The sequence below is a fragment of the Pseudomonas sp. R1-7 genome (genome assembly GCF_051132105.1).
Lineage (GTDB): Bacteria > Pseudomonadota > Gammaproteobacteria > Pseudomonadales > Pseudomonadaceae > Aquipseudomonas.
In genome coordinates, this window is the sequence record NZ_CP071661.1 from 1,159,484 (window position 1) to 1,180,168 (window position 20,685).

At 60.0% G+C, this 20,685-nt stretch carries 21 protein-coding genes and 1 other RNA gene; 17 read left to right on the top strand and 5 right to left on the bottom strand.

The window, feature by feature from the left end:
• Positions 1–143 precede the first annotated feature (143 nt).
• Complete coding sequence (locus J3P79_RS05130) at positions 144–1,280, top strand: acyl-CoA dehydrogenase family protein (protein WP_434608686.1); 1,137 nt, start codon at positions 144–146, stop codon at positions 1,278–1,280.
• Positions 1,281–1,409: 129 nt separating this feature from the next.
• On the opposite strand, the gene J3P79_RS05135 is transcribed toward J3P79_RS05130, so the two are convergent.
• Positions 1,410–2,450: an NADP(H)-dependent aldo-keto reductase gene (locus J3P79_RS05135; RefSeq protein WP_434608687.1), complete on the bottom strand. Its 1,041-nt coding sequence runs from the start codon at positions 2,448–2,450 to the stop codon at positions 1,410–1,412.
• A gap of 245 nt (positions 2,451–2,695) precedes the next feature.
• On the opposite strand from J3P79_RS05135, the gene rplM reads away from it, so the two are divergent.
• The 7 genes from rplM to J3P79_RS05170 all read left to right on the top strand — a co-directional run bounded on the left by rplM (position 2,696) and on the right by J3P79_RS05170 (position 7,574).
• Entirely contained in the window at positions 2,696–3,124 is a 429-nt protein-coding gene (gene rplM / locus J3P79_RS05140) for a 50S ribosomal protein L13 (protein WP_003205365.1), read from the top strand.
• A 14-nt stretch (positions 3,125–3,138) separates the two neighbouring features.
• Complete coding sequence (rpsI, locus tag J3P79_RS05145) at positions 3,139–3,531, top strand: 30S ribosomal protein S9 (protein WP_003228056.1); 393 nt, start codon at positions 3,139–3,141, stop codon at positions 3,529–3,531.
• A gap of 256 nt (positions 3,532–3,787) precedes the next feature.
• Complete coding sequence (gene petA / locus J3P79_RS05150; protein WP_434608688.1) at positions 3,788–4,381, top strand: ubiquinol-cytochrome c reductase iron-sulfur subunit; 594 nt, start codon at positions 3,788–3,790, stop codon at positions 4,379–4,381.
• Positions 4,381–5,592, top strand: coding sequence for a cytochrome b (locus J3P79_RS05155; RefSeq protein WP_039591564.1), 1,212 nt, complete (start codon positions 4,381–4,383; stop codon positions 5,590–5,592). The genes petA and J3P79_RS05155 overlap by 1 nt, the downstream gene beginning before the upstream one ends.
• A complete protein-coding gene (locus J3P79_RS05160) occupies positions 5,592–6,374 on the top strand; it encodes a cytochrome c1 (RefSeq protein WP_434608690.1) in 783 nt (260 codons plus the stop codon). The genes J3P79_RS05155 and J3P79_RS05160 overlap by 1 nt, the downstream gene beginning before the upstream one ends.
• Positions 6,375–6,526: 152 nt before the next feature.
• Positions 6,527–7,144, top strand: a complete 618-nt coding sequence (locus J3P79_RS05165; protein WP_030138559.1) for a glutathione S-transferase N-terminal domain-containing protein — start codon at positions 6,527–6,529, stop codon at positions 7,142–7,144.
• Between the two features lie 16 nt (positions 7,145–7,160).
• On the top strand, positions 7,161–7,574 hold the full coding sequence (locus tag J3P79_RS05170) for a ClpXP protease specificity-enhancing factor (RefSeq protein ID WP_186638313.1): 414 nt from the start codon (positions 7,161–7,163) through the stop codon (positions 7,572–7,574).
• Between the two features lie 477 nt (positions 7,575–8,051).
• Here J3P79_RS05170 and J3P79_RS05175 read toward each other — a convergent pair whose 3' ends face one another.
• The 4 genes from J3P79_RS05175 to J3P79_RS05190 all read right to left on the bottom strand — a co-directional run bounded on the left by J3P79_RS05175 (position 8,052) and on the right by J3P79_RS05190 (position 11,495).
• Positions 8,052–8,630, bottom strand: coding sequence for a BON domain-containing protein (locus J3P79_RS05175; protein ID WP_181287688.1), 579 nt, complete (start codon positions 8,628–8,630; stop codon positions 8,052–8,054).
• Positions 8,627–9,220: a phosphoheptose isomerase gene (locus tag J3P79_RS05180; RefSeq protein WP_007928463.1), complete on the bottom strand. Its 594-nt coding sequence runs from the start codon at positions 9,218–9,220 to the stop codon at positions 8,627–8,629. Before J3P79_RS05180 ends, J3P79_RS05175 begins: the two co-directional genes overlap by 4 nt.
• 101 nt (positions 9,221–9,321) lie before the next feature.
• Positions 9,322–9,684, bottom strand: a complete 363-nt coding sequence (locus J3P79_RS05185) for a YraN family protein (RefSeq protein WP_434608693.1) — start codon at positions 9,682–9,684, stop codon at positions 9,322–9,324.
• Positions 9,684–11,495 (bottom strand): penicillin-binding protein activator, encoded by a 1,812-nt coding sequence (locus J3P79_RS05190; RefSeq protein ID WP_434608695.1) that lies wholly within the window; start codon positions 11,493–11,495, stop codon positions 9,684–9,686. Before J3P79_RS05190 ends, J3P79_RS05185 begins: the two co-directional genes overlap by 1 nt.
• 210 nt (positions 11,496–11,705) lie before the next feature.
• On the opposite strand from J3P79_RS05190, the gene rsmI reads away from it, so the two are divergent.
• From rsmI to mraY, 9 genes are all read left to right on the top strand, one after another.
• The gene (gene rsmI / locus J3P79_RS05195; RefSeq protein WP_434608696.1) at positions 11,706–12,611 is read left to right on the top strand and encodes a 16S rRNA (cytidine(1402)-2'-O)-methyltransferase; all 906 of its coding nucleotides are present in this window, start codon (positions 11,706–11,708) and stop codon (positions 12,609–12,611) included.
• Between the two features lie 74 nt (positions 12,612–12,685).
• Positions 12,686–13,039, top strand: an RNA gene (rnpB, locus tag J3P79_RS05200) — RNase P RNA component class A.
• 309 nt (positions 13,040–13,348) lie between these two features.
• Positions 13,349–13,804, top strand: coding sequence for a division/cell wall cluster transcriptional repressor MraZ (gene mraZ / locus J3P79_RS05205; protein ID WP_003205355.1), 456 nt, complete (start codon positions 13,349–13,351; stop codon positions 13,802–13,804).
• Positions 13,801–14,748, top strand: a complete 948-nt coding sequence (gene rsmH, locus J3P79_RS05210) for a 16S rRNA (cytosine(1402)-N(4))-methyltransferase RsmH (protein WP_434608698.1) — start codon at positions 13,801–13,803, stop codon at positions 14,746–14,748. The genes mraZ and rsmH overlap by 4 nt, the downstream gene beginning before the upstream one ends.
• Entirely contained in the window at positions 14,745–15,038 is a 294-nt protein-coding gene (gene ftsL / locus J3P79_RS05215; RefSeq protein WP_434608700.1) for a cell division protein FtsL, read from the top strand. Before rsmH ends, ftsL begins: the two co-directional genes overlap by 4 nt.
• Entirely contained in the window at positions 15,038–16,777 is a 1,740-nt protein-coding gene (locus J3P79_RS05220) for a peptidoglycan D,D-transpeptidase FtsI family protein (protein WP_434611360.1), read from the top strand. Before ftsL ends, J3P79_RS05220 begins: the two co-directional genes overlap by 1 nt.
• Positions 16,777–18,240, top strand: coding sequence for a UDP-N-acetylmuramoyl-L-alanyl-D-glutamate--2,6-diaminopimelate ligase (locus tag J3P79_RS05225; protein WP_434608703.1), 1,464 nt, complete (start codon positions 16,777–16,779; stop codon positions 18,238–18,240). Before J3P79_RS05220 ends, J3P79_RS05225 begins: the two co-directional genes overlap by 1 nt.
• Complete coding sequence (locus J3P79_RS05230; RefSeq protein ID WP_434608705.1) at positions 18,233–19,600, top strand: UDP-N-acetylmuramoyl-tripeptide--D-alanyl-D-alanine ligase; 1,368 nt, start codon at positions 18,233–18,235, stop codon at positions 19,598–19,600. The genes J3P79_RS05225 and J3P79_RS05230 overlap by 8 nt, the downstream gene beginning before the upstream one ends.
• Entirely contained in the window at positions 19,600–20,682 is a 1,083-nt protein-coding gene (gene mraY / locus J3P79_RS05235) for a phospho-N-acetylmuramoyl-pentapeptide-transferase (RefSeq protein ID WP_053124966.1), read from the top strand. Before J3P79_RS05230 ends, mraY begins: the two co-directional genes overlap by 1 nt.
• Positions 20,683–20,685: the final 3 nt, after the last annotated feature.

Consider the following 20,685-nt stretch of genomic DNA (forward strand, 5'->3'; position numbering starts at 1 on the left):
TTCATCTTTATTTTTATAGGGGATAGTGGTCAACAAGCGGCTGGATCGTCTTATTTTTTGGCGCAAGTGTCCAGTGTCCCGTTGCGCGCTGCAGGCTTAGGCTCTGTTGAATGACCCCATCCAACAATAACCAAAGGTGCGCCATGATCCCTAGAACCCTGTTCAGTCCCGAGCATGAATTGTTTCGAGACTCTGTACGAACCTTCCTTGAAAAAGAAGCCGTGCCGTACCACAGCCAATGGGAAAAACAGGGACATGTCGATCGCGAGCTTTGGAACAAGGCAGGGGAAGCGGGGATGTTGTGTTCGCACCTTCCAGAAGCCTACGGCGGGCTGGATGCAGACTTCCTCTACAGCACCGTAGTGATCGAGGAGATCGGTCGCCTGGGGCTGACCGGGATCGGCTTCTCGCTGCATTCCGACATCGTCGCGCCGTACATCCTCCATTACGGCAGCGAAGCGTTGAAGCACAAGTACCTGCCGAAACTGGTGTCCGGCGAAATGGTGACCGCCATCGCCATGACCGAGCCGGGCGCGGGCTCGGACTTGCAGGGCGTGAAGACTACGGCGGTGCTGGACGGCGACGAATATGTCATCAACGGCTCCAAGACGTTCATCACCAATGGCTTCCTTGCGGACCTGGTTATCGTCGTCGCCAAGACCGACCCGAAGGCGGGGGCCAAGGGCACCAGCCTGTTCCTGGTAGAAGCGGGCACGCCGGGCTTCGAGAAAGGCAAGCGCCTGGAAAAAGTCGGGATGAAGGCCCAGGACACCTCCGAATTATTCTTCCAGGACGTGCGGGTGCCGAAGGAGAACCTCTTGGGGCAGGCCGGGATGGGCTTTGCCTACCTCATGCAGGAACTGCCCCAGGAGCGCCTGACCGTCGCCATTGGTGGCCTGGCCTCGGCCGAAGCAGCGTTGCAATGGACATTGGACTACACCCGAGACCGCAAGGCATTCGGCAAGTCCATCGCGGATTTCCAGAACACTCGCTTCAAACTCGCGGAAATGGCCACCGAGATCCAGATAGGCCGGGTCTTCGTCGATCGCTGCCTGGAGCTGCACCTGCAGGGCAAGCTCGACGTGCCGACCGCAGCGATGGCCAAGTACTGGGGCACCGACCTGCAATGCAAAGTGCTGGACGAATGCGTGCAGTTGCATGGCGGCTACGGCTTCATGTGGGAATACCCGATTGCCCGGGCGTGGGCAGATGCGCGGGTGCAGCGGATCTATGCCGGGACCAATGAGATCATGAAGGAGATCATTGCGCGGTCGCTTTGATAAAGGGGTGGGTTTGAGTCGGCTATCGCGAGCAAGCTCGCTCCCACAGGGGATTTGTGTCTGATCGTGTATTTGTGATCAGCACAGACCTCCTGTGGGAGCGAGCTTGCTCGCGATGAGGCCTATGGATCAAGGCGCCGGGTTTGGCTGATCCTTGTGAATTGCCTCGATCCCCGCCAGCACTTCATCCGACAGCTTCAGGTCGAAGCTGGCGATGTTGCTGTCCAGTTGTTCCAGGGTGGTGGCACCGATGATATTGCTGGTGACGAACGGCTGCTGGGTAACGAACGCCAATGCCATTTGCGCCGGGTCCAGGCCGTGCTCGCGGGCCAGCGCCACATAACGGCTGCACGCGGCTTCCGATTGTGGATTGAAATAGCGCATGAAACGGCTGTACAAGGTCAGGCGACCCTTGGCGGGGCGCGCGCCGTTTTCGTATTTGCCTGACAGGAATCCGAACGCCAGGGGCGAATAGGCCAACAGACCGCATTGCTCACGAATGGCGATTTCCGCCAGGCCGATTTCAAAGCTGCGGTTGAGCAGGTTGTACGGGTTCTGGATCGACACTGCTCGCGGCCAGCCACGGGCTTCGGCCAGGGCGAGGAATTTCATGGTGCCCCATGGCGTCTCGTTGGACAGGCCGATGTGGCGGATCTTGCCGGCCCGGACCTGTTCGTCAAGGGCTTCGAGGGTTTCCTCCAGCGGCGTGAAATCTTCATCGGGCTTGTGGGTGTAGCCCAACTGGCCAAAGAAATTGGTGCTGCGCTCCGGCCAATGCAACTGGTAAAGATCGATCCAGTCGGTTTGCAGGCGCTTGAGGCTGGCATCCAGCGCTTCGACGATATGGCGGCGGTTGTGCTTGAGGTTCTTGTCGCGGATGTAGTCGATGGTGTTGCCGGGGCCGGCGATCTTGCTCGCCAGGATCCAGTCGGCGCGGTCACCACGGCTCTTGAAATAGTTGCCGATGTAGCGCTCGGTGGTGGCGTAGGTCTCGGCCTTCGGTGGCACCGGGTACATCTCGGCGGTGTCGAGGAAATTGATACCGGCACCCTTGGCACGTTCGATCTGGGCGAAGGCCTCGGCCTCGCTGTTCTGCTCACCCCAGGTCATGGTGCCGAGGCACAGGGCGCTGACATTCAGATCGGTACGGCCTAGCTTGCGATAGTCCATCGGGGACTCCTTGGGCAAAACAATCATAAAAGCAGGTTGAAATATTTTTCGCAATCTGCATAATTGCGCACCTCTTTCTGCAGTGGAAGTGATGCGCCGCCGCCGAAGAATCTTGCCGTTGAACGGACGCGCCGACCCGAGCCCCCGAAAGCGTCTGTATCCGGCTGCCTTTGACTTGTCAAAGTACGCACTATTCAGTAAGATCCGCCGTCTAATTTACAGGGCGGCCCCTGAGGCTATAAAGAATGAAAACTTTTACTGCTAAACCGGAAACAGTAAAGCGCGACTGGTTTGTCGTCGACGCTGCTGGTCAGACCCTGGGTCGTCTGGCCACCGAAATCGCGAGCCGTCTGCGTGGCAAGCACAAGCCTGAGTACACCCCTCACGTTGACACCGGTGACTACATCGTCGTGATCAATGCCGAGCAAGTACGTGTTACTGGCGCTAAAACCACTGACAAAATGTACTACTCCCACTCCGGTTTTCCTGGCGGCATCAAGTCGATCAACTTTGAAAAGCTGATCGCCAAAGCCCCTGAGCGCGTGATCGAGACCGCGGTTAAAGGCATGCTGCCTAAGAACCCGCTGGGTCGCGACATGTATCGTAAGCTGAAGGTTTATGCGGGCGCTGCTCACCCTCATACTGCTCAGCAGCCCCAAGAACTGAAGTTTTAACGGAATAGTTCATTATGTCGGCGACTCAAAATTACGGCACTGGCCGTCGCAAGACTGCAACCGCACGCGTTTTCCTGCGTCCGGGCACTGGCAACATCTCCATCAACAACCGCTCCCTGGATAACTTCTTCGGCCGCGAAACTGCCCGCATGGTAGTTCGTCAGCCGCTGGAACTGACCGAGACCGTCGAAAAATTCGACATCTACGTCACCGTTATCGGCGGTGGTGTAAGTGGGCAGGCTGGCGCAATCCGCCACGGCATCACTCGCGCCCTGATGGATTACGACGAGACTCTGCGCAGCGCCCTGCGTAAAGCTGGCTTCGTAACTCGCGATGCTCGCGAAGTTGAACGTAAGAAAGTCGGTCTGCGTAAAGCGCGTAAGCGTCCGCAGTACTCGAAGCGTTAATTTCGCTTTCGCGTTCAAAAGGCGCCCAGTTCCTCACGGAGCTGGGCGTTTTTTTATGTGCGAAATAATTGCTCTGTGACAACTTGCCACATTCGTAGAGCCCCTATACTACAAGGCTTGGCGGTTTCGCCGCTTGGTAATTACCTTGTCAGAATTGGGGGTTTTCATTACCATTCGGCAAAATTTTTATAAGTTCAGATTTTTACTTAGTAGACGCCTGATTTAACAGGCCACAAAGCTGATGGGAGAGGACTGAATGAGCAATGACGGCGTGAATGCAGGCCGGCGTCGCTTCCTGGTAGCAGCCACATCCGTGGTGGGTGCTGCAGGAGCGGTGGGGGCTGCGGTCCCGTTCGTGGGGTCATGGTTTCCCAGCGCCAAGGCGAAAGCCGCAGGTGCACCGGTGAAAGTGAATGTCAGCAAGATCGAGCCAGGCCAGCAGATGATTGCTGAATGGCGCGGTCAGCCGGTGTTCATCGTCCGCCGTACAGAGGAAATCCTGGGGAATCTGAAAAAGATTGAGGGCCAGCTGTCCGATCCCTCCTCCAAGAACTCGGTCCAACCGGAATACGTCAACCCTGAGACGCGCTCGATCAAGCCGGAAATCCTGCTTCTGATCGGGATCTGCACGCACCTGGGTTGCTCGCCAACGTTCCGTCCCGAAGTGGCCCCTGCCGATCTGGGCAAAGACTGGGTTGGTGGTTATTTCTGCCCATGCCACGGCTCCCACTACGACCTGGCCGGTCGCGTCTACAAGTCGCAACCTGCACCTCTGAACCTGCCAGTTCCCCCGCATTCCTATGAGACCGATGACATCATTGTCGTTGGCGTCGATACGGAGAAAGCGTGATGAGCAAACTAATGGATTGGGTTGATGCGCGCTTTCCCGCGACCAAGATGTGGGAAGACCATCTCAGCAAGTATTACGCTCCGAAGAACTTCAATTTCTTCTACTTCTTTGGTTCCCTGGCGTTGCTCGTCCTGGTCAACCAGATCGTCACCGGTGTCTGGCTGACGATGAGCTACACCCCCTCGGCAGAAGAAGCGTTCGCCTCCGTCGAATACATCATGCGCGACGTCGAGTACGGCTCGATCCTGCGTCTGCTGCACTCCACCGGCGCTTCGGCGTTCTTCATCGTGGTCTACCTGCACATGTTCCGTGGTTTGCTCTACGGTTCGTACCAGAAGCCGCGTGAGCTGGTGTGGGTCTTCGGCATGTTGATCTACCTGGCGCTGATGGCCGAAGCCTTCATGGGCTACCTGCTGCCTTGGGGCCAGATGTCCTACTGGGGTGCCCAGGTGATCATCTCGCTGTTCGGTGCGATTCCGGTTATCGGCGACGACCTGACCCAGTGGATCCGTGGTGACTACCTGATCTCGGGGATTACCCTGAACCGCTTCTTCGCCCTGCATGTCGTGGCCCTGCCGATCGTGATCCTCGGCCTGGTGGTGCTGCACATCCTGGCGCTGCATGAGGTGGGCTCGAACAACCCCGATGGCGTGGACATCAAGAAGCACAAGGACGAGAACGGCGTACCGCTGGATGGCATCGCCTTCCACCCGTACTACACCGTGAAAGACATCGTCGGCGTAGTGGTCTTCCTGTTCATCTTCTGCTCCATCGTGTTCTTCTTCCCGGAAATGGGCGGTTATTTCCTCGAGAAGCCGAACTTCGAACAGGCCAACGCCTTCAAGACCCCTGAGCACATTGCACCGGTCTGGTACTTCACGCCGTTCTACGCGATCCTGCGGGCCGTTCCTGACAAGCTGCTGGGCGTAATCGCCATGGGCGCCGCCATTGCCGTGCTGTTCGTCCTGCCTTGGCTGGACCGCAGCCCCGTCAAGTCGATGCGCTACAAGGGCTGGCTGAGCAAGATCTGGCTCTGGGTGTTCTGCATTTCGTTCGTGATCCTCGGCGTGCTGGGTGTATTGGCACCGACACCGGGCCGGACGCTGCTGTCGCAGGTCTGCACCTTCCTGTACTTCGCCTACTTCATTCTGATGCCGTTCTACACCAGGCTCGAGAAGACCAAACCGGTTCCGGAAAGGGTGACTGGCTGATGAAAAAGCTATTTTCTGTACTGATTCTTGCTGCGTTGCCTATGTTGTCCTTTGCGTCCACGTCTAGTGGGCCGGAACTGGAAAAAGTCGACATCGACGTTTCCGACAAAGCGGCAATGCAGGACGGCGCCCGTACCTTTGCCAACTATTGCATGGGTTGTCACAGCGCCAAGTTCCAACGCTACGAGCGCGTGGCCGATGACTTGGGCATTCCTCACGAGCTCATGCTTGAAAAGCTGGTGTTCACTGGCGCCAAGCTGGGCGACCACATGAACATCGGCATGCAACCGGCGGACGCCAAGACCTGGTTTGGCGCTGCGCCGCCGGACCTGACGCTGGTGGCCCGCGTGCGGGGTACCGATTGGCTCTACGGCTACCTGCGTTCGTTCTATGAAGATCCTGCACGCCCGTGGGGTGTGAACAACAAGGTCTTCCCGAACGTCGGGATGCCGAACGTACTGGTCGGCTTGCAAGGTCGCCAAGTGATAGGCTGCAAGCAGGTTCAGATCGTCGAGGACGGCAAGAAGCAATATGATCCGCTGACCGGCACGGCTTTGACTCATGAAGCCTGCGACCAGCTGACCATCGTGCCGAACTCTGGCACCCTGACGCCCGAGCAGTTTGACGAGAAGGTCAAGAACCTGGTGACCTTCCTGGCCTACTCGGCCAACCCGGTAAAGCTGGAACACCAGCGTATCGGTACGTATGTATTGCTGTACCTGGCGTTCTTCTTCGTATTCGCATATCTGCTCAAGCGTGAATACTGGAAAGACGTGCATTGATAAAGCTGTAAGCCGTTGCTGTTAATCGTGCGCGCCCAAGGGCGTCTCTGAAGGTGTAACGAGCCTGGTCGGCCAGGTGGTTACGGGAGACGCCCTCTGGGCGCGCTCGTTTTTCCGTTTTTCGATAATTTCAACAAGCGAGGAGGATCGCCATGGGCGTGACCAATCGGTTGGCCTGTTACTCCGACCCCGCCGACCACTATTCCCACCGGGTACGCATCGTACTGGCCGAGAAGGGTGTCAGCGCCGAGATCATTTACGTCGAAGCGGGCCGTCAGCCGCCGAAGCTGATCGAGGTGAACCCTTACGGCAGCCTGCCCACGCTGGTCGATCGTGACCTGGCGCTGTGGGAGTCGACCGTGGTGATGGAATACCTGGATGAGCGTTATCCGCATCCGCCTTTGCTGCCGGTATACCCCGTCGCGCGTGCCAACAGCCGTTTGCTGATCCACCGCATCCAGCGTGACTGGTGCGGGTTGGTGGATCTGATCCTGGATCCGCGAACCAAGGAGCCGGCACGGGTCGTTGCGCGTAAGGAACTGCGCGAAAGCCTGACGGGCGTGTCGCCGCTGTTCGTCGACAAGCCGTTTTTCCTCAGTGAGGAACAAAGTCTGGTGGATTGCTGCCTATTGCCCATACTCTGGCGTTTGCCGATCCTGGGTATCGAACTGCCGCGGCCCGCCAAGCCGCTGCTTGATTATATGGAGCGCCAATTTGCACGTGAGGCATTCCAGGCGAGTCTGTCTGGTGTCGAACGTGACATGCGCTAAGGCTTAAGGAGCCGCTATGAACTCCAGTCGACCTTATCTGGTCCGCGCGCTCTACGAGTGGATTGTGGACAACGATTGCACCCCGCACATGCTGGTCAATGCCGAGTATCCATCGGTCCAGGTGCCGCAGGGTTTTGCCAATGACGGGCAGATTGTATTGAACGTATCGCCGGCCGCTGTGCGTCATCTGCACATGGATAACGATGCGGTCAGCTTTGAAGGGCGTTTCGGTGGGGTGCCGCATACGCTGTACGTGCCGATTGCTTCGATCCTGGGAATCTATGCCCGGGAAAATGGCCAAGGCATGGTGTTCGAGTTGGAAGTGCCGTTGGATGGTGAAGAGGAGTTCGAGGCGGATGATGATCTACCACCACCGGATGACGAGCCGCCGCGTCCTAGCGGGCGGCCGAGCTTGAAGGTGGTGAAGTAGCGGGCGTTTTTTAGCGCTTTGCCGGCTAGTTGAGAAGAATGCCTGTGTCGCGAGATGCGGGCATTTTTTTGTGTCGTAGTTGGTGTGTATATCCGTTGCTGCGGTAACGGCGGCTTAGGGTTCCGCCCTTACGGCGGGTCACTTTTTTCAGGCGCCAAAAAAGTAACCCAAAAGGCTTCGCCCCACCACTCGGTGCCTCGCCGAGGCTCGGTGTGCCCTCACTCCGGCATTGCTCCGTGGGCCCGCCGCGATGGGCCATCCATGGCCCTGCGCGGCTATCCCGGCATCCATGCCGGGATGCCCACTGCGCAATGCCTGCGTTCGGCCATCGTGGTTAACGGGGCGTCGAAGATCAAAGTCCAAAGCAAGAGCAAGAGCAAGAGCGGGGTGCACGCTGACCCAGGCGCCCCCCAACGATGCATAAAAAACGGCGCTTTCCTTTTCAGGAAAAGCGCCGTTCTTGTGCGAGCACTTATATCAATCGATGTATTCAAACAGCTTCACAATTTTCTGCACCCCAGACACCCCCTGCACCAGGTTGGTCGCCTGCGCAGCCTCCTGCTTGGTCAGCAACCCCAGCAGATAGACAATCCCGTTCTCGGTCACAACCTTGATGCGCGATCCTGGAATGCTGGCATCGGTCAGCATCTGCGTCTTGATCTTGGTCGTCAGCCAGGCATCGTTCTGGCGCGCCAGCAGGGAGGAGGGTTGCAGAACCTGAAGCTCGTTATGCACGGTCTTGACCCGTTGCACCGCGCTGGCTTCCTGTTCGGCCTTGGCCTTGAGGTCGGCGCGTGGGGTCTGGCCGGCCAGCAACACGACACCGTTGAAGCTGGTGACGACGATGTGCGAGTTGTTGTCCAGGTCCGGATCGGCCTTGGCGATGTTCACGCCGACCTTGGTTTCGATCAGCGAGTCGTCGATCTTGCTGCCGAAGGTGCGGGTGCCGCGGTCGTCTTCGATCGGCTTTTCCCGGCTGGCATTAACCATCGATGTGCAGCCGCTGATGCCGAGGCACAGGGTCAGGGCCAGAAGGCCTAGGCGATTAGGGGTCATTCTTCACTCCCGAACAATTGGCTGTCGATCAAATCGCAAAGGCAGTGGATCGCCAGCAGGTGGACTTCCTGAATACGTGCGGTGACATTGGCCGGTACGCGGATCTCGACGTCCTCAGGCAAGAGCAAGGATGCCATGCCGCCGCCGTCGCGACCGGTCAATGCTACGACAATCATTTCGCGATCATGTGCGGCCTGGATCGCTTGAATAATGTTGGCCGAGTTGCCGCTGGTGGAAATCGCCAGAAGCACATCGCCAGGCTGGCCGAGGGCGCGGATCTGCTTGGAAAATACTTCGTTGTAGCTGTAGTCGTTGGCGATCGAGGTGATCGTCGAACTGTCGGTCGTCAGTGCGATGGCCGGTAGGCTCGGGCGCTCGCGTTCGAAGCGGTTGAGCAGCTCAGAGGAAAAGTGCTGGGCGTCGCCGGCCGAACCGCCATTGCCGCACGAGAGCATCTTGCCCTCGTTGAGCAAGGCATTGACCATCACTTGGCTGGCTTGCTCGATGTGCGGTGCAAGTACGTCCATCGCCTGTTGCTTGGTGTCGATGCTGGCCTGAAAAAGCTGGCGGATTCGCGATTGCATGTCCATCTGTGTGACCTTAATTAGCGCGACTTATCGGCACAAACATGTGCGGCGCGCAAAGCAAAGAGCAAAAAAGTTAAATGAAGGTGTCCGGCTTGGCTGGGCGTTCAACTGTCGAAGGCGTTCTGCAGCCAATTCAACTGGTCGGCATTGCTGTCGATGGCGACCACGTCGAAGCGGCAGGGGTAATCGGCCCAGCGAGACTCGCGTTGCAGAAAGTACTGCGCGGCGAAAATCAACTTCTGGCGCTTGCGCTCGTCGATGCTGTCGAGCGCGCCGCCCCATTGGGTATTTTTTCTGTAGCGGACTTCGACGAATACTACTGTATCGCCGTCAAGCATGACCAGATCCAGCTCGCCGCGTTTACACAACCAGTTCTGCGCCAGCAAGCGCAAGCCCTTTTGCTGCAGATGCGCGAGGGCCTGGCCCTCGGCATCCTTTCCGCTTTGCAAGTGTGATCGGTCGGGCATCAGCGCTGGGTATCCGGCAGGCGCTGCACCTGGCCATTGACGAATTGGGCCCACGGCAATTGACGTTGCACGCGTTGGGTCGACGAAATCGCCAGGCTACCCGACAAGCCTTCGATGCGACTGTCCGGCAATGTCTTGAGCTGGCCGAGGCGCGGAGCGAGTCGATAGGCGTCGGCACCCATCGCATACAGTCGGCCCAGGCTTCCACCGGCCTGGGGCCATTGTGCAGTGACTTGCTGGCGCAGTGGGTCGTTGGCGTCGAGCAGCCACGGCGTTTCGCAAAAACGCACACCGTTCATGTCGTTATATTGGTTCTGGTCGCCGCTGACACTGAACACTGAAGACGTGGCGTAGACCGGTACGTCACCAGCGTACTGGAAGTTCAGGGTCGGCTTGATCTGCTGGGCTTGCTGCGGCGTCGATGCCAGGAAAATGAACTCGATGTCTTGGCGACGCGAAGGCTGGGCCGCTACCGCGGTGCCTACGGTGTTTTGCAGGCTCTTGGCGCGACCTTCGCTCTGGCGCAGCTGGAACATGTCGGCGATCTGCTGGGCCAGTTGCACCGGTTGGTCAACGCGCTCGATCGCAACGATGGTTCCGCCGTTGGCTTGCCAGTCCTGGCTGAAGGCTTTCAATACACGATCGCCCCATTCGCCTTTAGGCACCATGGCGGCGGCGCGATGCAGGCCGTCGGCGCGGGCGCGGCGGGACACTTCGCGGGCTTCATCTTCCGGGGCCAGGCCGAACTGGAACAGTTGGGGAGGACCTTGCTCGCCTTCGCTGTAGTTCAGCGCCAGGGTGGTGATCGGCAACTGTGGGCGAGTGGCAATCTGCTTGACCAGTGGTTTTTCCAGCGGGCCCACCACCAGCTGTACGCCGTCGGCCTGGGCCTTGCGGTAGAACTCATCCATGGAGGTCAGGCTGGCGCTGTCATAGATCTGGATGCTTGGTGGCTTCTGCCCGGCCTGTTGGGCCTGGTAGTGCGCGGCCATGAAGCCTTCGCGCAGGGCTTTGGCAACGGCAGCCAGCGGGCCATTTTGAGGCAGCAGCAAGGCGATTTTGCTGAGCGGCTGGCTTGCCAGTTCCTTGAGCTTGACCAGCGGAGTCGGCAGTTGTTGCGCGGCAGGGTGTTTCGGGTTCTGTTCGCGCCAGCTGTCGATGGCGGCCTGTTGTTGCTCCAAGGTACCGGCTGTTTTCACGGACTTGGCCAGGCTCAGCCAGCCACCGAGGTCATCGGTGGTGGTCGGTTGCAGTTGGTCGGTAGGCAGCGAGGCGATCAGAGACCAGATCGTTTCGTGGTTTTTCGCCGCGGCTTCGCCTTCCAGCAGTGGGGCAATGAAAATCCGTTCCTTGGCAGCGGCCAACGTCTGGCCATCTGCCTCAAGGGCGCGAGCGCGAACGGTGCCGGTGCGGGCCTGCTGTTCCACTGGCATTTCGCTCAGGTGTTGCAGGCTCGGATGGCCGAGGGACGTCAGCGCCGCCTTGGGCTGATTGCGAGTCATTGCCAGTTCGGCCGACAACGTGCTGGCGAAAATCTGCTGGCCGGGCTTGAGTTGCTCCATCGGCACCTGCTGCAGGATCTGTGCGGACTGGCCGGCATTGCCCTGGCGGTACGCCAGGTCTGCGGCGGTCAGACGCAACAGGGCGGCTTTTTCCGGTGTTTTGCTTTGGGTGGCCTGTTCGAGCAGTTGCTCGATACTGGCATCCGGGGTCCGTGGGAGTTCGCCAAGGCTGGACGAAGGCGAGCTGGCGCAAGCCGCCAGGAGGGCAGCGAGGCAGAGGGCGGAGAGCAGCCGCAGGCAAGCGATCATGTAAGTGTTCCTGATACGAGATCAAATTAGCGTCGAATTGTACCCAAGCACTGGCCGGGGCGCGATGTTACTGGTGCGAATCGATTGATTTAGATATTTCAAAGAGTGCGGCGCAGCACCGAAGGTGTGCTTTGACCCATGTGGCAAGGGGACGAGGTCTCTCGCTACAAGTGCTAATGTGAACGGCTGAGAATGGCGGCACGCGCTACAATGCCGTTCTTTACCGACCATGAGGTGTGTGTTTTGACTGTTCCAGGTGCTTCGAATTCCGCTGCAGGCTCGCTTTACGTGGTGGCGACGCCCATCGGCAACCTGGACGATATCAGCGCCCGTGCGCTGAAAATCCTGAGGGAGGTGGCTCTTATCGCCGCCGAAGACACGCGCCATTCCCAGCGGCTGCTGCAGCATTTCGGGATTTCCACGCCGTTGGCGGCGTGCCACGAGCATAATGAGCGGGATGAAGGCAGTCGGTTCATCACCCGGCTGTTGGCAGGCGATAACGTGGCGCTGATTTCCGATGCCGGCACGCCGCTGATTTCCGACCCGGGTTATCACCTGGTGCGCCAAGCCCGCGCTGCCGGCATCAATGTGGTGCCGGTGCCGGGGGCTTGCGCGTTGATCGCGGCGCTGTCGGCGGCCGGCTTGCCGTCCGATCGTTTCATTTTCGAAGGTTTCTTGCCGGCCAAGGCGGTGGGGCGGCGAGCGCGTCTGGAAGCTATAAAGGAAGAGCCTCGTACACTGATTTTCTATGAGGCGCCGCACCGCATACTGGAGTGCCTGCAAGACATGGAGCAGGTGTTCGGTCCCGGGCGCCAGGCGTTGCTGGCCCGTGAGTTGACCAAGACGTTTGAAACCCTCAAGGGCTTGCCATTGGTAGACCTGCGTGCCTTCGTCGAGAGCGACAGCAATCAGCAGCGTGGCGAATGTGTCGTGCTGGTGGCGGGTTGGACGCCGCCTGAAAACGAAGATGCGGTCAGCAGCGAGGCAATGCGCGTACTTGATCTGTTACTGGAGGAGATGCCCCTCAAGCGCGCCGCAGCCCTTGCCGCGCAGATCACTGGCGAGCGCAAGAATGTGCTGTATCAGGTCGCGTTGGAAAAACAGAAGGGCCAATGAAACCGGGGCGTCAGGCTGGCCAGGGGCTTTTATCGCTTGTTCTTGAGGCGCTCTACCGTTAACCTTCGCGGCGGAGAGTCGATCGGACAGTCGCTGCCCTCTATGAAAATTAGGGGGGGGAGGAAAGTCCGGGCTCCATAGGGCGAAGTGCCAGGTAATGCCTGGGAGGCGTGAGCCTACGGAAAGTGCCACAGAAAATAACCGCCTAAGCGCTTCGGTGCCGGTAAGGGTGAAAAGGTGCGGTAAGAGCGCACCGCACGGCTGGCAACAGTTCGTGGCTAGGTAAACCCCACTTGGAGCAAGACCAAATAGGGTCCCAAGGCGTGGCCCGCGCTGGGACCGGGTAGGTTGCTAAAGATGTCCAGTGATGGCCATCGTAGACGAATGACTGTTCAAGACAGAACCCGGCTTACAGATCGACTCTCCACCTTTCCCCCTCCCTGCCGGAATCACAGGCAGACGCAGTTCCTAATACCAAAAAAATCTTACTCTTAACAAATCACTTTAACTTGTGCGCGCAGTCCCCTGTGTTGCCTCAGGTTGGAGCGAAATTTCCTACGCCAGATTCTTGTTACCTCTCCTGAAACGCTCCTAAATCTCCGATCTATAAGGCTTTTCCTTCATCCCGCGCCTTGACGGTGCGGTGGGCGCATTCCTATAGTGTGCGCAAGTGGCGGAAAGTGGCACGAAGTGGGTTTTTTTGAAGGTAAAACGCAAAAAAGTGGAGAAACGCTGACGTGTTTCGAGGAGCTAACGCTATCAGTCTCGATGCAAAAGGCCGGCTCGCCATGCCCAGCCGGTATCGTGACGAGCTCGTTTCGCGAAGTTCCGGGCAGTTAATCGTCACGATCGACGCTGTTGACCCATGTTTGTGCGTTTACCCGCTGGATGAGTGGGAAATCATCGAAACCAAGCTGCGCGCCTTGCCTTCGCTGCGTGAAGAAAACCGCCGTCTGCAACGCTTGCTGATTGGTAATGCCGTCGATCTCGAGCTCGACGGCAGCGGTCGTTTCCTGGTGCCGCCGCGCCTGCGCGAGTACGCCAAGCTGGATAAGCGCGCGATGCTGGTCGGCCAACTGAACAAGTTCCAACTGTGGGACGAAGATGCCTGGAATGCGGTTTCTGCCGCTGACCTCGCTGCTATTCAACAACCGGGCGCCATGCCTGATGAACTGCGTGATTTGATCCTGTGACTATTGATAGCGGCTTTAACCACATCACCGTACTGCTTGACGAGGCCGTCGAGGCTCTCGCCGTACGCCCTGATGGTTGCTATCTGGACGGCACGTTCGGGCGTGGCGGACACAGTCGGCTGATCCTCAGCCAGCTTGGGCCGGACGGTCGGTTGCTGGGGTTCGACAAGGATCCTCAAGCGATTGCCACCGGGCAAGCGCTAGCGGCCGAAGACGGCCGCTTTGTCGTTGTGCAGCGCAGCTTTGCCGAGTTGGGTGCGGAAGTCGCCGAGCGTGGCCTCGCCGGCAAAGTCAGTGGCGTGCTGCTCGACCTGGGCGTGTCGTCGCCGCAACTGGATGATCCGGAGCGCGGCTTCAGTTTCCTCAATGACGGCCCGCTGGACATGCGCATGGACCCGTCCCGCGGCGTCAGTGCCGCCGAATTCGTCAACACCGCGCCAGTGGAAGAAATCGCCCGCGTCTTCAAGGAGTACGGTGAAGAGCGTTTCTCCGGCCGCATGGCCCGTGCCGTGGTCGAGCGTCGCGACATCAAGCCCTTCGAGCGTACCGGCGACCTGGCCGAAGTGTTGAAGGTTGCCAACCCTGCATGGGAAAAGGGCAAGAACCCGGCGACCCGCGCTTTCCAGGGTTTGCGCATTCACGTCAATAACGAACTGGGCGATCTGGAAGTGGGTCTCGAGGCCGCCCTTGAGGCGCTGGAGATCGGCGGCCGGCTGGTGGTGATCAGCTTCCATTCCCTTGAAGACCGCATCGTCAAGCTGTTCATGCGCAAGCTCACCAAAGGCGAAACCGATAACCTGCCGCGCAACCTGCCGGTGCGTTTCGAGGCTTTCGTACCGAAAATCAAGATCCACGGCAAAGCGCAGTTCGCCTCCGAAGCCGAACTCAAGGCTAACCCTCGCGCCCGTAGCGCCGTCATGCGTGTCGCGGAGAAGTTGCGGTGAGCAAGCTCTTCGCCAAGCCTCTGCCGGGCGGCAGCTTTTTCATGCTGCTGCTGTTCGTAGGCGTGCTCGTCTCGGCCATCGCCGTGTCTTATAGCGCGCACTGGAATCGGCAGTTGCTCAACACTCTTTATAGCGAGCTGAGCGTGCGCGACAAGGCGCAGGCCGAGTGGGGCCGGTTGATCCTGGAACAGAGCACCTGGACCGCCCATAGTCGCATCGAAGTATTGGCCACCGAACAACTGAAAATGCGCATCCCCGGCGCCGCCGAAGTGCAGATGGTGACGCCATGATGAAACTCGAAGGGGCACTGTTCCCGTGGCGGTTTCGTCTGGTCCTGGGCTTGCTCGGACTCATGGTGGCGGCGATTTCGTGGCGTATCATCGACCTGCAGGTCGTCGACCGTGACTTTCTCAAGGAGCAGGGCGATGCGCGCAGTGTGCGTCATATTCCGATTCCTGCTCACCGTGGCCTGATCACCGACCGCAATGGCGAGCCCCTGGCCGTGAGCACGCCGGTGACGACGTTATGGGCGAACGCCAAGGAAATGCAGCAGGCCAAGGAGAAGTGGCCGGCACTGGCTGCTGCTCTCGGGCAGGATCCCAAGGCGCTGGCCGAGCGGCTTGAAGCCCAGGCCAATAAAGAATTCATCTACCTGGTACGCGGGTTGACGCCCGAACAGGGCCAGAGCGTGCTCGACCTGAAGGTGCCCGGTGTCTACGGCATCGAGGAGTTCCGGCGTTTCTACCCGGCTGGTGAAGTCACTGCCCACATGGTCGGCTTTACCGACATCGATGATCGAGGGCGCGAAGGGGTCGAACTGGCCTATGACGAATGGCTCGCCGGGGTCGCCGGCAAGCGCCAGGTCATCAAGGACCGGCGCGGCCGGCTGATCAAGGATGTCCAAGTCACCAAAAACGCCAAGGCCGGAAAGCCCTTGGCGTTGTCCATTGACCTGCGCCTGCAATACCTGGCCAACCGCGAGCTGCGCAATGCCATCGTCGAGAACGGTGCCAAGGCCGGCAGCCTGGTGATCATGGACGTGAAGACCGGCGAGATCCTCGCCATGGTCAACCAGCCGACCTACAACCCGAACAACCGCCGCAACCTGCAACCGGCGATGATGCGCAACCGCGCGATGATCGACGTGTTCGAGCCCGGTTCGACCATGAAGGCGGTGTCCATGGCCGCTGCCTTGGAAACGGGGCGCTGGAAGCCGGGCGACACCGTCGAGGTGTACCCGGGGACCCTGCAGATCGGCAAATACACCATCCGTGACGTGTCCAAGACCGAAGGCCCGGTGCTAGACCTGACCGGCATCCTGATCAATTCCAGTAACGTGGGCATGAGCAAGATCGCCTTCGATATCGGTGGCGAGGCGATCTATCGCCTGGCGCAGAAAATCGGCCTCGGCCAGGACACCGGCCTGGGCTTCCCGGGCGAGCGCGTCGGCAACCTGCCCAACTATCGCGAATGGCGCAAGGCTGAAACCGCCACGCTGTCCTATGGCTATGGTGTTTCCGTGACGGCGATCCAGCTTGTCCATGCCTTCTCGGCGCTGGCCAACAATGGTCGGATTGCACCGCTCACCCTGATCAAGGCCGACAAGGCGCCGCAAACCACCCAAGTGATTCCGGAAGACGTCGCCAAGACCATGCAAGGCATGCTGCAACAGGTGATCGAGGCGCCGCGTGGTGTCTATCGTGCCCAAGTGCCGGCCTACCACGTTGCCGGCAAGTCCGGTACGGCGCGCAAGACGTCCGTGGGCACCAAGGGTTACGCCGAAAACTCCTATCGCTCGCTGTTTGCTGGCTTCGGTCCGATGAGCGACCCACGCTACGCCGTCGTGGTGGTCATCGATGAGCCGAGCAAGGCCGGTTATTTCGGCGGTCTGGTTTCCGCGCCGGTGTTCAGCAAAGTGATGTCCGGCACCCTGCGGCTGATGAACATTACCCCGGATAACCTCCCGCCGACCCAGCAGGCTAATACCGCACCGGTCATTCCCTTGAAAGCCGACGGAGGGCGTGGCTGATGTCCCTGAGCCTGAACAAGATTTTTGCCCATGCCGGTCATGACCTGCTGATTCGCGAATTGGCGCTGGACAGTCGCGACGTGCGTGCCGGGGATCTGTTCCTGGCGGTGCCGGGCGCTCGCGTCGACGGACGTGATCACATCGCGGACGCCTTGAAGCGCGGTGCGGCCGCGGTGGCCTATGAAGTCAACGGCGCAACCGTGCTGCCCATCACCGACGTCCCGCTGATTCCAGTCAAGGGCCTGGCGGCGCAGCTGTCAGATATCGCAGGGCGTTTTTATGGCGAACCGAGCCGGCACCTGAACCTGATCGGCGTGACTGGCACCAACGGCAAGACCAGCGTTACCCAACTGGTGGCCCAGGCGCTGGACCTGCTCGGGCAGCATTGCGGCATCGTCGGGACACTGGGCAACGGTTTCCACGGCGCGCTGCAAAGTGGGCTGCACACCACGCCAGACCCGATTGCCGTGCAAGCGACCCTGGCCGACCTGAAGAAGGCCGGCGCCAAGGCCGTTGCGATGGAAGTCTCTTCCCATGGCCTCGATCAAGGTCGCGTCACCGCGCTGGCATTCGACGTTGCCGTGCTGACGAACCTGTCCCGTGACCACCTGGATTACCACGGCACGATGCAGGCCTACGGCGAGGCCAAGGCCAGGCTGTTTGCCTGGAACAACCTGAAATGCCGGGTCATTAATATCGATGACGAGTTCGGCCGGCAGTTGGCCGCCGAGCAGCGCGAGTCCCGGTTGATCACCTACAGCCTCGAAGACGCCAGCGCCTACCTTTATATACGCCAGGCACAGTTCGACGACGAAGGCGTGCGCGCCACGTTGGTCACCCCCCAGGGTGAACACCATTTGCGCAGCACTTTGCTGGGCCGCTTCAACCTGAGCAACGTATTGGCCGCCATCGGCGCCTTGCTCGGACTGGATTATGCACTCGATGAAATCCTCAAGGTCCTGCCGAAACTCGAAGGCCCGGCCGGACGCATGCAGCGCCTGGGCGGCGGGCATCAACCGTTGGTCGTCGTCGATTACGCCCATACCCCGGACGCGTTGGAAAAAGTCCTCACGGCGTTGCGTCCTCACGCCAAGGGCCGGCTGCTCTGCCTGTTCGGCTGCGGCGGCGATCGCGATCGTGGCAAGCGCCCGTTGATGGCCGAAGTGGTGGAGCGGCTGGCAGACGGCGTGCTGGTGACCGACGACAACCCACGCAGTGAAGACCCATTGCGGATTTTCGACGACATTCGCGCCGGTTTTACCGATGTGGATAACGTCACCTTTGTCGCCGGTCGCGGCCAGGCCATCGCCCAGTTGATCGCCGGTGCTTCGGCGGACGATGTCATCGTCCTGGCTGGCAAGGGACACGAGGATTACCAGGAAATCAACGGCGAGCGCCACCCGTTCTCCGATCTGGTGGAAGCCGATCACGCATTGACCGCATGGGAGGTGGCCCATGCTTAAGGCCTGGAAACTCAGCGAACTGACCAACGCCCTGAATGCGCGCCTGGTTGCCGCAGACGCCAGTTTCAATGGCGTCAGCATCGACAGCCGGGCGATCGCACCGGGGCAATTGTTCGTCGCATTGGCCGGGCCGCGTTTCGACGGCCATGACTATTTGAACGAAGTGGCGATCAAAGGCGCGGTCGCGGCACTGGTCGAGCGTGAAGTGACCAACAGCACGCTGCCCCAGCTGCTGGTCAGCGACACCCGCCAGGCACTGGGCCAGCTCGGTGCGCTGAACCGTGCCGCGTTTGCCAGCCCGGTCGCGGCCATCACCGGCTCCAGCGGCAAGACCACGGTCAAGGAAATGCTTGCCAGCATCCTGCGCACCCGCGGTCCGGTGCTGGCGACCCGTGGCAACCTGAACAACGACCTTGGCGTGCCGCTGACCTTGCTCGAACTTGCACCGGAGCACAGCGCCGCCGTCATCGAGCTGGGGGCTTCGCGGCTCGGCGAGATCGCCTACACCGTGGCGATGACCAAGCCCCACGTTGCGGTGCTCAACAACGCCGGGACCGCCCATGTCGGCGAGTTCGGCGGCCCGGAAAAAATCGTCGAGGCCAAGGGCGAGATCATCGAAGGGCTGGATGCCAATGGCGTCGCCGTACTGAATCTCGATGACAAAGCCTTCGAAATCTGGAAAGCCCGGGCGGGCGAGCGCAAGGTGCTGACCTTTGCCCTGAGCAACCTCGCCGCGAATTTCTATGCCAGCGACCTGGATCGCGATGCCCGCGGTTGCCCGGCCTTCAACCTGCATAGCCCGGACGGGGCAGAGCGCGTGCAGTTGAACCTGCTGGGCACCCATAACGTTGCCAATGCCCTGGCCGCCGCGGCCGCCGCCCATGCGCTGGGTGTATCGCTGCCGGGCATTGTCGCCGGGTTGAACGCGGTGCAACCGGTCAAGGGGCGCTCCGTCGCGCAACTGGCCAGCAACGGCATGCGCGTCATTGACGACACTTACAACGCCAACCCGACCTCGATGTGCGCGGCCGTGGATATCCTCTCCGGTTTCTCCGGTCGTACCGTGCTGGTGCTCGGCGATATCGGTGAATTGGGCGAGTGGGCGCAGCAAGGCCATCACGACGTCGGCGCGTATGCGCGTGGCAAGGTCGATGCGCTGTATGCCGTCGGCCCGATGATGGCCCATGCGGTCGCGGCGTTTGGCGAGCAAGCACAGCATTTCACGACCCAGGCCGAGCTGATCCAGGCCCTGGGTGCCGAGCAAGACCCGAACACCACCTTATTGATCAAGGGCTCACGCAGTGCGGCGATGGAAAACGTCGTCGCGGCTTTGTGCGGCACCCGTATGGAGAAACATTAATGCTGCTGCTGCTAGCGGAGTACCTGCAACAGTTCCACAAAGGCTTCGCGGTCTTCCAGTACCTGACCCTGCGCGGGATCCTGGGTGTGCTGACCGCGCTGTCGTTGTCGCTGTTCCTGGGCCCGTGGATGATCCGCACCCTGCAGAACCTGCAGATCGGCCAATCGGTCCGTAACGACGGCCCGCAGTCGCACCTGTCCAAGTCCGGCACCCCGACCATGGGCGGCGCGCTGATCCTGTCGTCCATCGGCATCAGCACCTTGCTCTGGGCCGACCTGGCGAACCGTTACGTCTGGGTCGTGCTGCTGGTGACCTTGTTCTTCGGCGCCATCGGTTGGGTCGACGACTACCGCAAGGTCATCGAAAAGAACTCCCGTGGGCTGCCAAGCCGCTGGAAGTATTTCTGGCAGTCGGTGTTCGGCCTCGGCGCTGCGATCTTCCTTTATATGACCGCCGCCTCGCCGGTGGAAACCACCCTGATCCTGCCGATGCTCAAGGACTACAGTATTCCGCTGGGCGCAGGTTTCATCGTGCTGACCTACCTGGTAATCGTCGGTTCGAGCAACGCGGTCAACCTCACCGACGGCCTCGACGGCCTGGCGATCATGCCTACGGTCATGGTCGGCGGCGCCTTGGGGATCTTCTGCTACCTGTCGGGTAACGTGAAGTTCGCTGAATACCTGCTGATTCCTTATGTGCCGGGCGCGGGCGAACTGATCGTATTCTGCGGCGCGCTGATCGGTGCCGGCCTGGGCTTCCTGTGGTTCAACACCTATCCGGCGCAAGTCTTCATGGGCGACGTCGGCGCGCTGGCGCTGGGCGCGGCCCTGGGCACCATCGCCGTGATCGTTCGCCAGGAAATCGTCCTGTTCATCATGGGCGGTGTGTTCGTGATGGAGACGCTGTCCGTCGTCATCCAGGTTGCCTCCTTTAAATTGACCGGTCGCCGCGTATTCCGCATGGCGCCGATCCACCACCACTTTGAACTCAAGGGCTGGCCCGAGCCACGCGTGATCGTCCGTTTCTGGATCATCACCGTGATTCTGGTGCTGATCGGCCTTGCCACCCTGAAGCTGAGGTAGAAC

Coding starts and splice junctions, on each gene's coding strand:
- J3P79_RS05225 (WP_434608703.1), top strand. CDS start 16,777: ATGTCCCTGAGCCTGAACAAGATTTTTGCCCATGCCGGTCATGACCTG.
- J3P79_RS05165 (WP_030138559.1), top strand. CDS start 6,527: ATGGGCGTGACCAATCGGTTGGCCTGTTACTCCGACCCCGCCGACCAC.
- rsmI (WP_434608696.1), top strand. CDS start 11,706: ATGCCGTTCTTTACCGACCATGAGGTGTGTGTTTTGACTGTTCCAGGT.
- petA (WP_434608688.1), top strand. CDS start 3,788: ATGAGCAATGACGGCGTGAATGCAGGCCGGCGTCGCTTCCTGGTAGCA.
- J3P79_RS05155 (WP_039591564.1), top strand. CDS start 4,381: ATGAGCAAACTAATGGATTGGGTTGATGCGCGCTTTCCCGCGACCAAG.
- J3P79_RS05135 (WP_434608687.1), bottom strand. CDS start 2,450: ATGGACTATCGCAAGCTAGGCCGTACCGATCTGAATGTCAGCGCCCTG.
- mraY (WP_053124966.1), top strand. CDS start 19,600: ATGCTGCTGCTGCTAGCGGAGTACCTGCAACAGTTCCACAAAGGCTTC.
- J3P79_RS05220 (WP_434611360.1), top strand. CDS start 15,038: ATGAAACTCGAAGGGGCACTGTTCCCGTGGCGGTTTCGTCTGGTCCTG.
- J3P79_RS05175 (WP_181287688.1), bottom strand. CDS start 8,630: ATGACCCCTAATCGCCTAGGCCTTCTGGCCCTGACCCTGTGCCTCGGC.
- J3P79_RS05230 (WP_434608705.1), top strand. CDS start 18,233: ATGCTTAAGGCCTGGAAACTCAGCGAACTGACCAACGCCCTGAATGCG.
- J3P79_RS05185 (WP_434608693.1), bottom strand. CDS start 9,684: ATGCCCGACCGATCACACTTGCAAAGCGGAAAGGATGCCGAGGGCCAG.
- J3P79_RS05130 (WP_434608686.1), top strand. CDS start 144: ATGATCCCTAGAACCCTGTTCAGTCCCGAGCATGAATTGTTTCGAGAC.
- J3P79_RS05190 (WP_434608695.1), bottom strand. CDS start 11,495: ATGATCGCTTGCCTGCGGCTGCTCTCCGCCCTCTGCCTCGCTGCCCTC.
- rpsI (WP_003228056.1), top strand. CDS start 3,139: ATGTCGGCGACTCAAAATTACGGCACTGGCCGTCGCAAGACTGCAACC.
- J3P79_RS05160 (WP_434608690.1), top strand. CDS start 5,592: ATGAAAAAGCTATTTTCTGTACTGATTCTTGCTGCGTTGCCTATGTTG.
- J3P79_RS05170 (WP_186638313.1), top strand. CDS start 7,161: ATGAACTCCAGTCGACCTTATCTGGTCCGCGCGCTCTACGAGTGGATT.
- rplM (WP_003205365.1), top strand. CDS start 2,696: ATGAAAACTTTTACTGCTAAACCGGAAACAGTAAAGCGCGACTGGTTT.
- J3P79_RS05180 (WP_007928463.1), bottom strand. CDS start 9,220: ATGGACATGCAATCGCGAATCCGCCAGCTTTTTCAGGCCAGCATCGAC.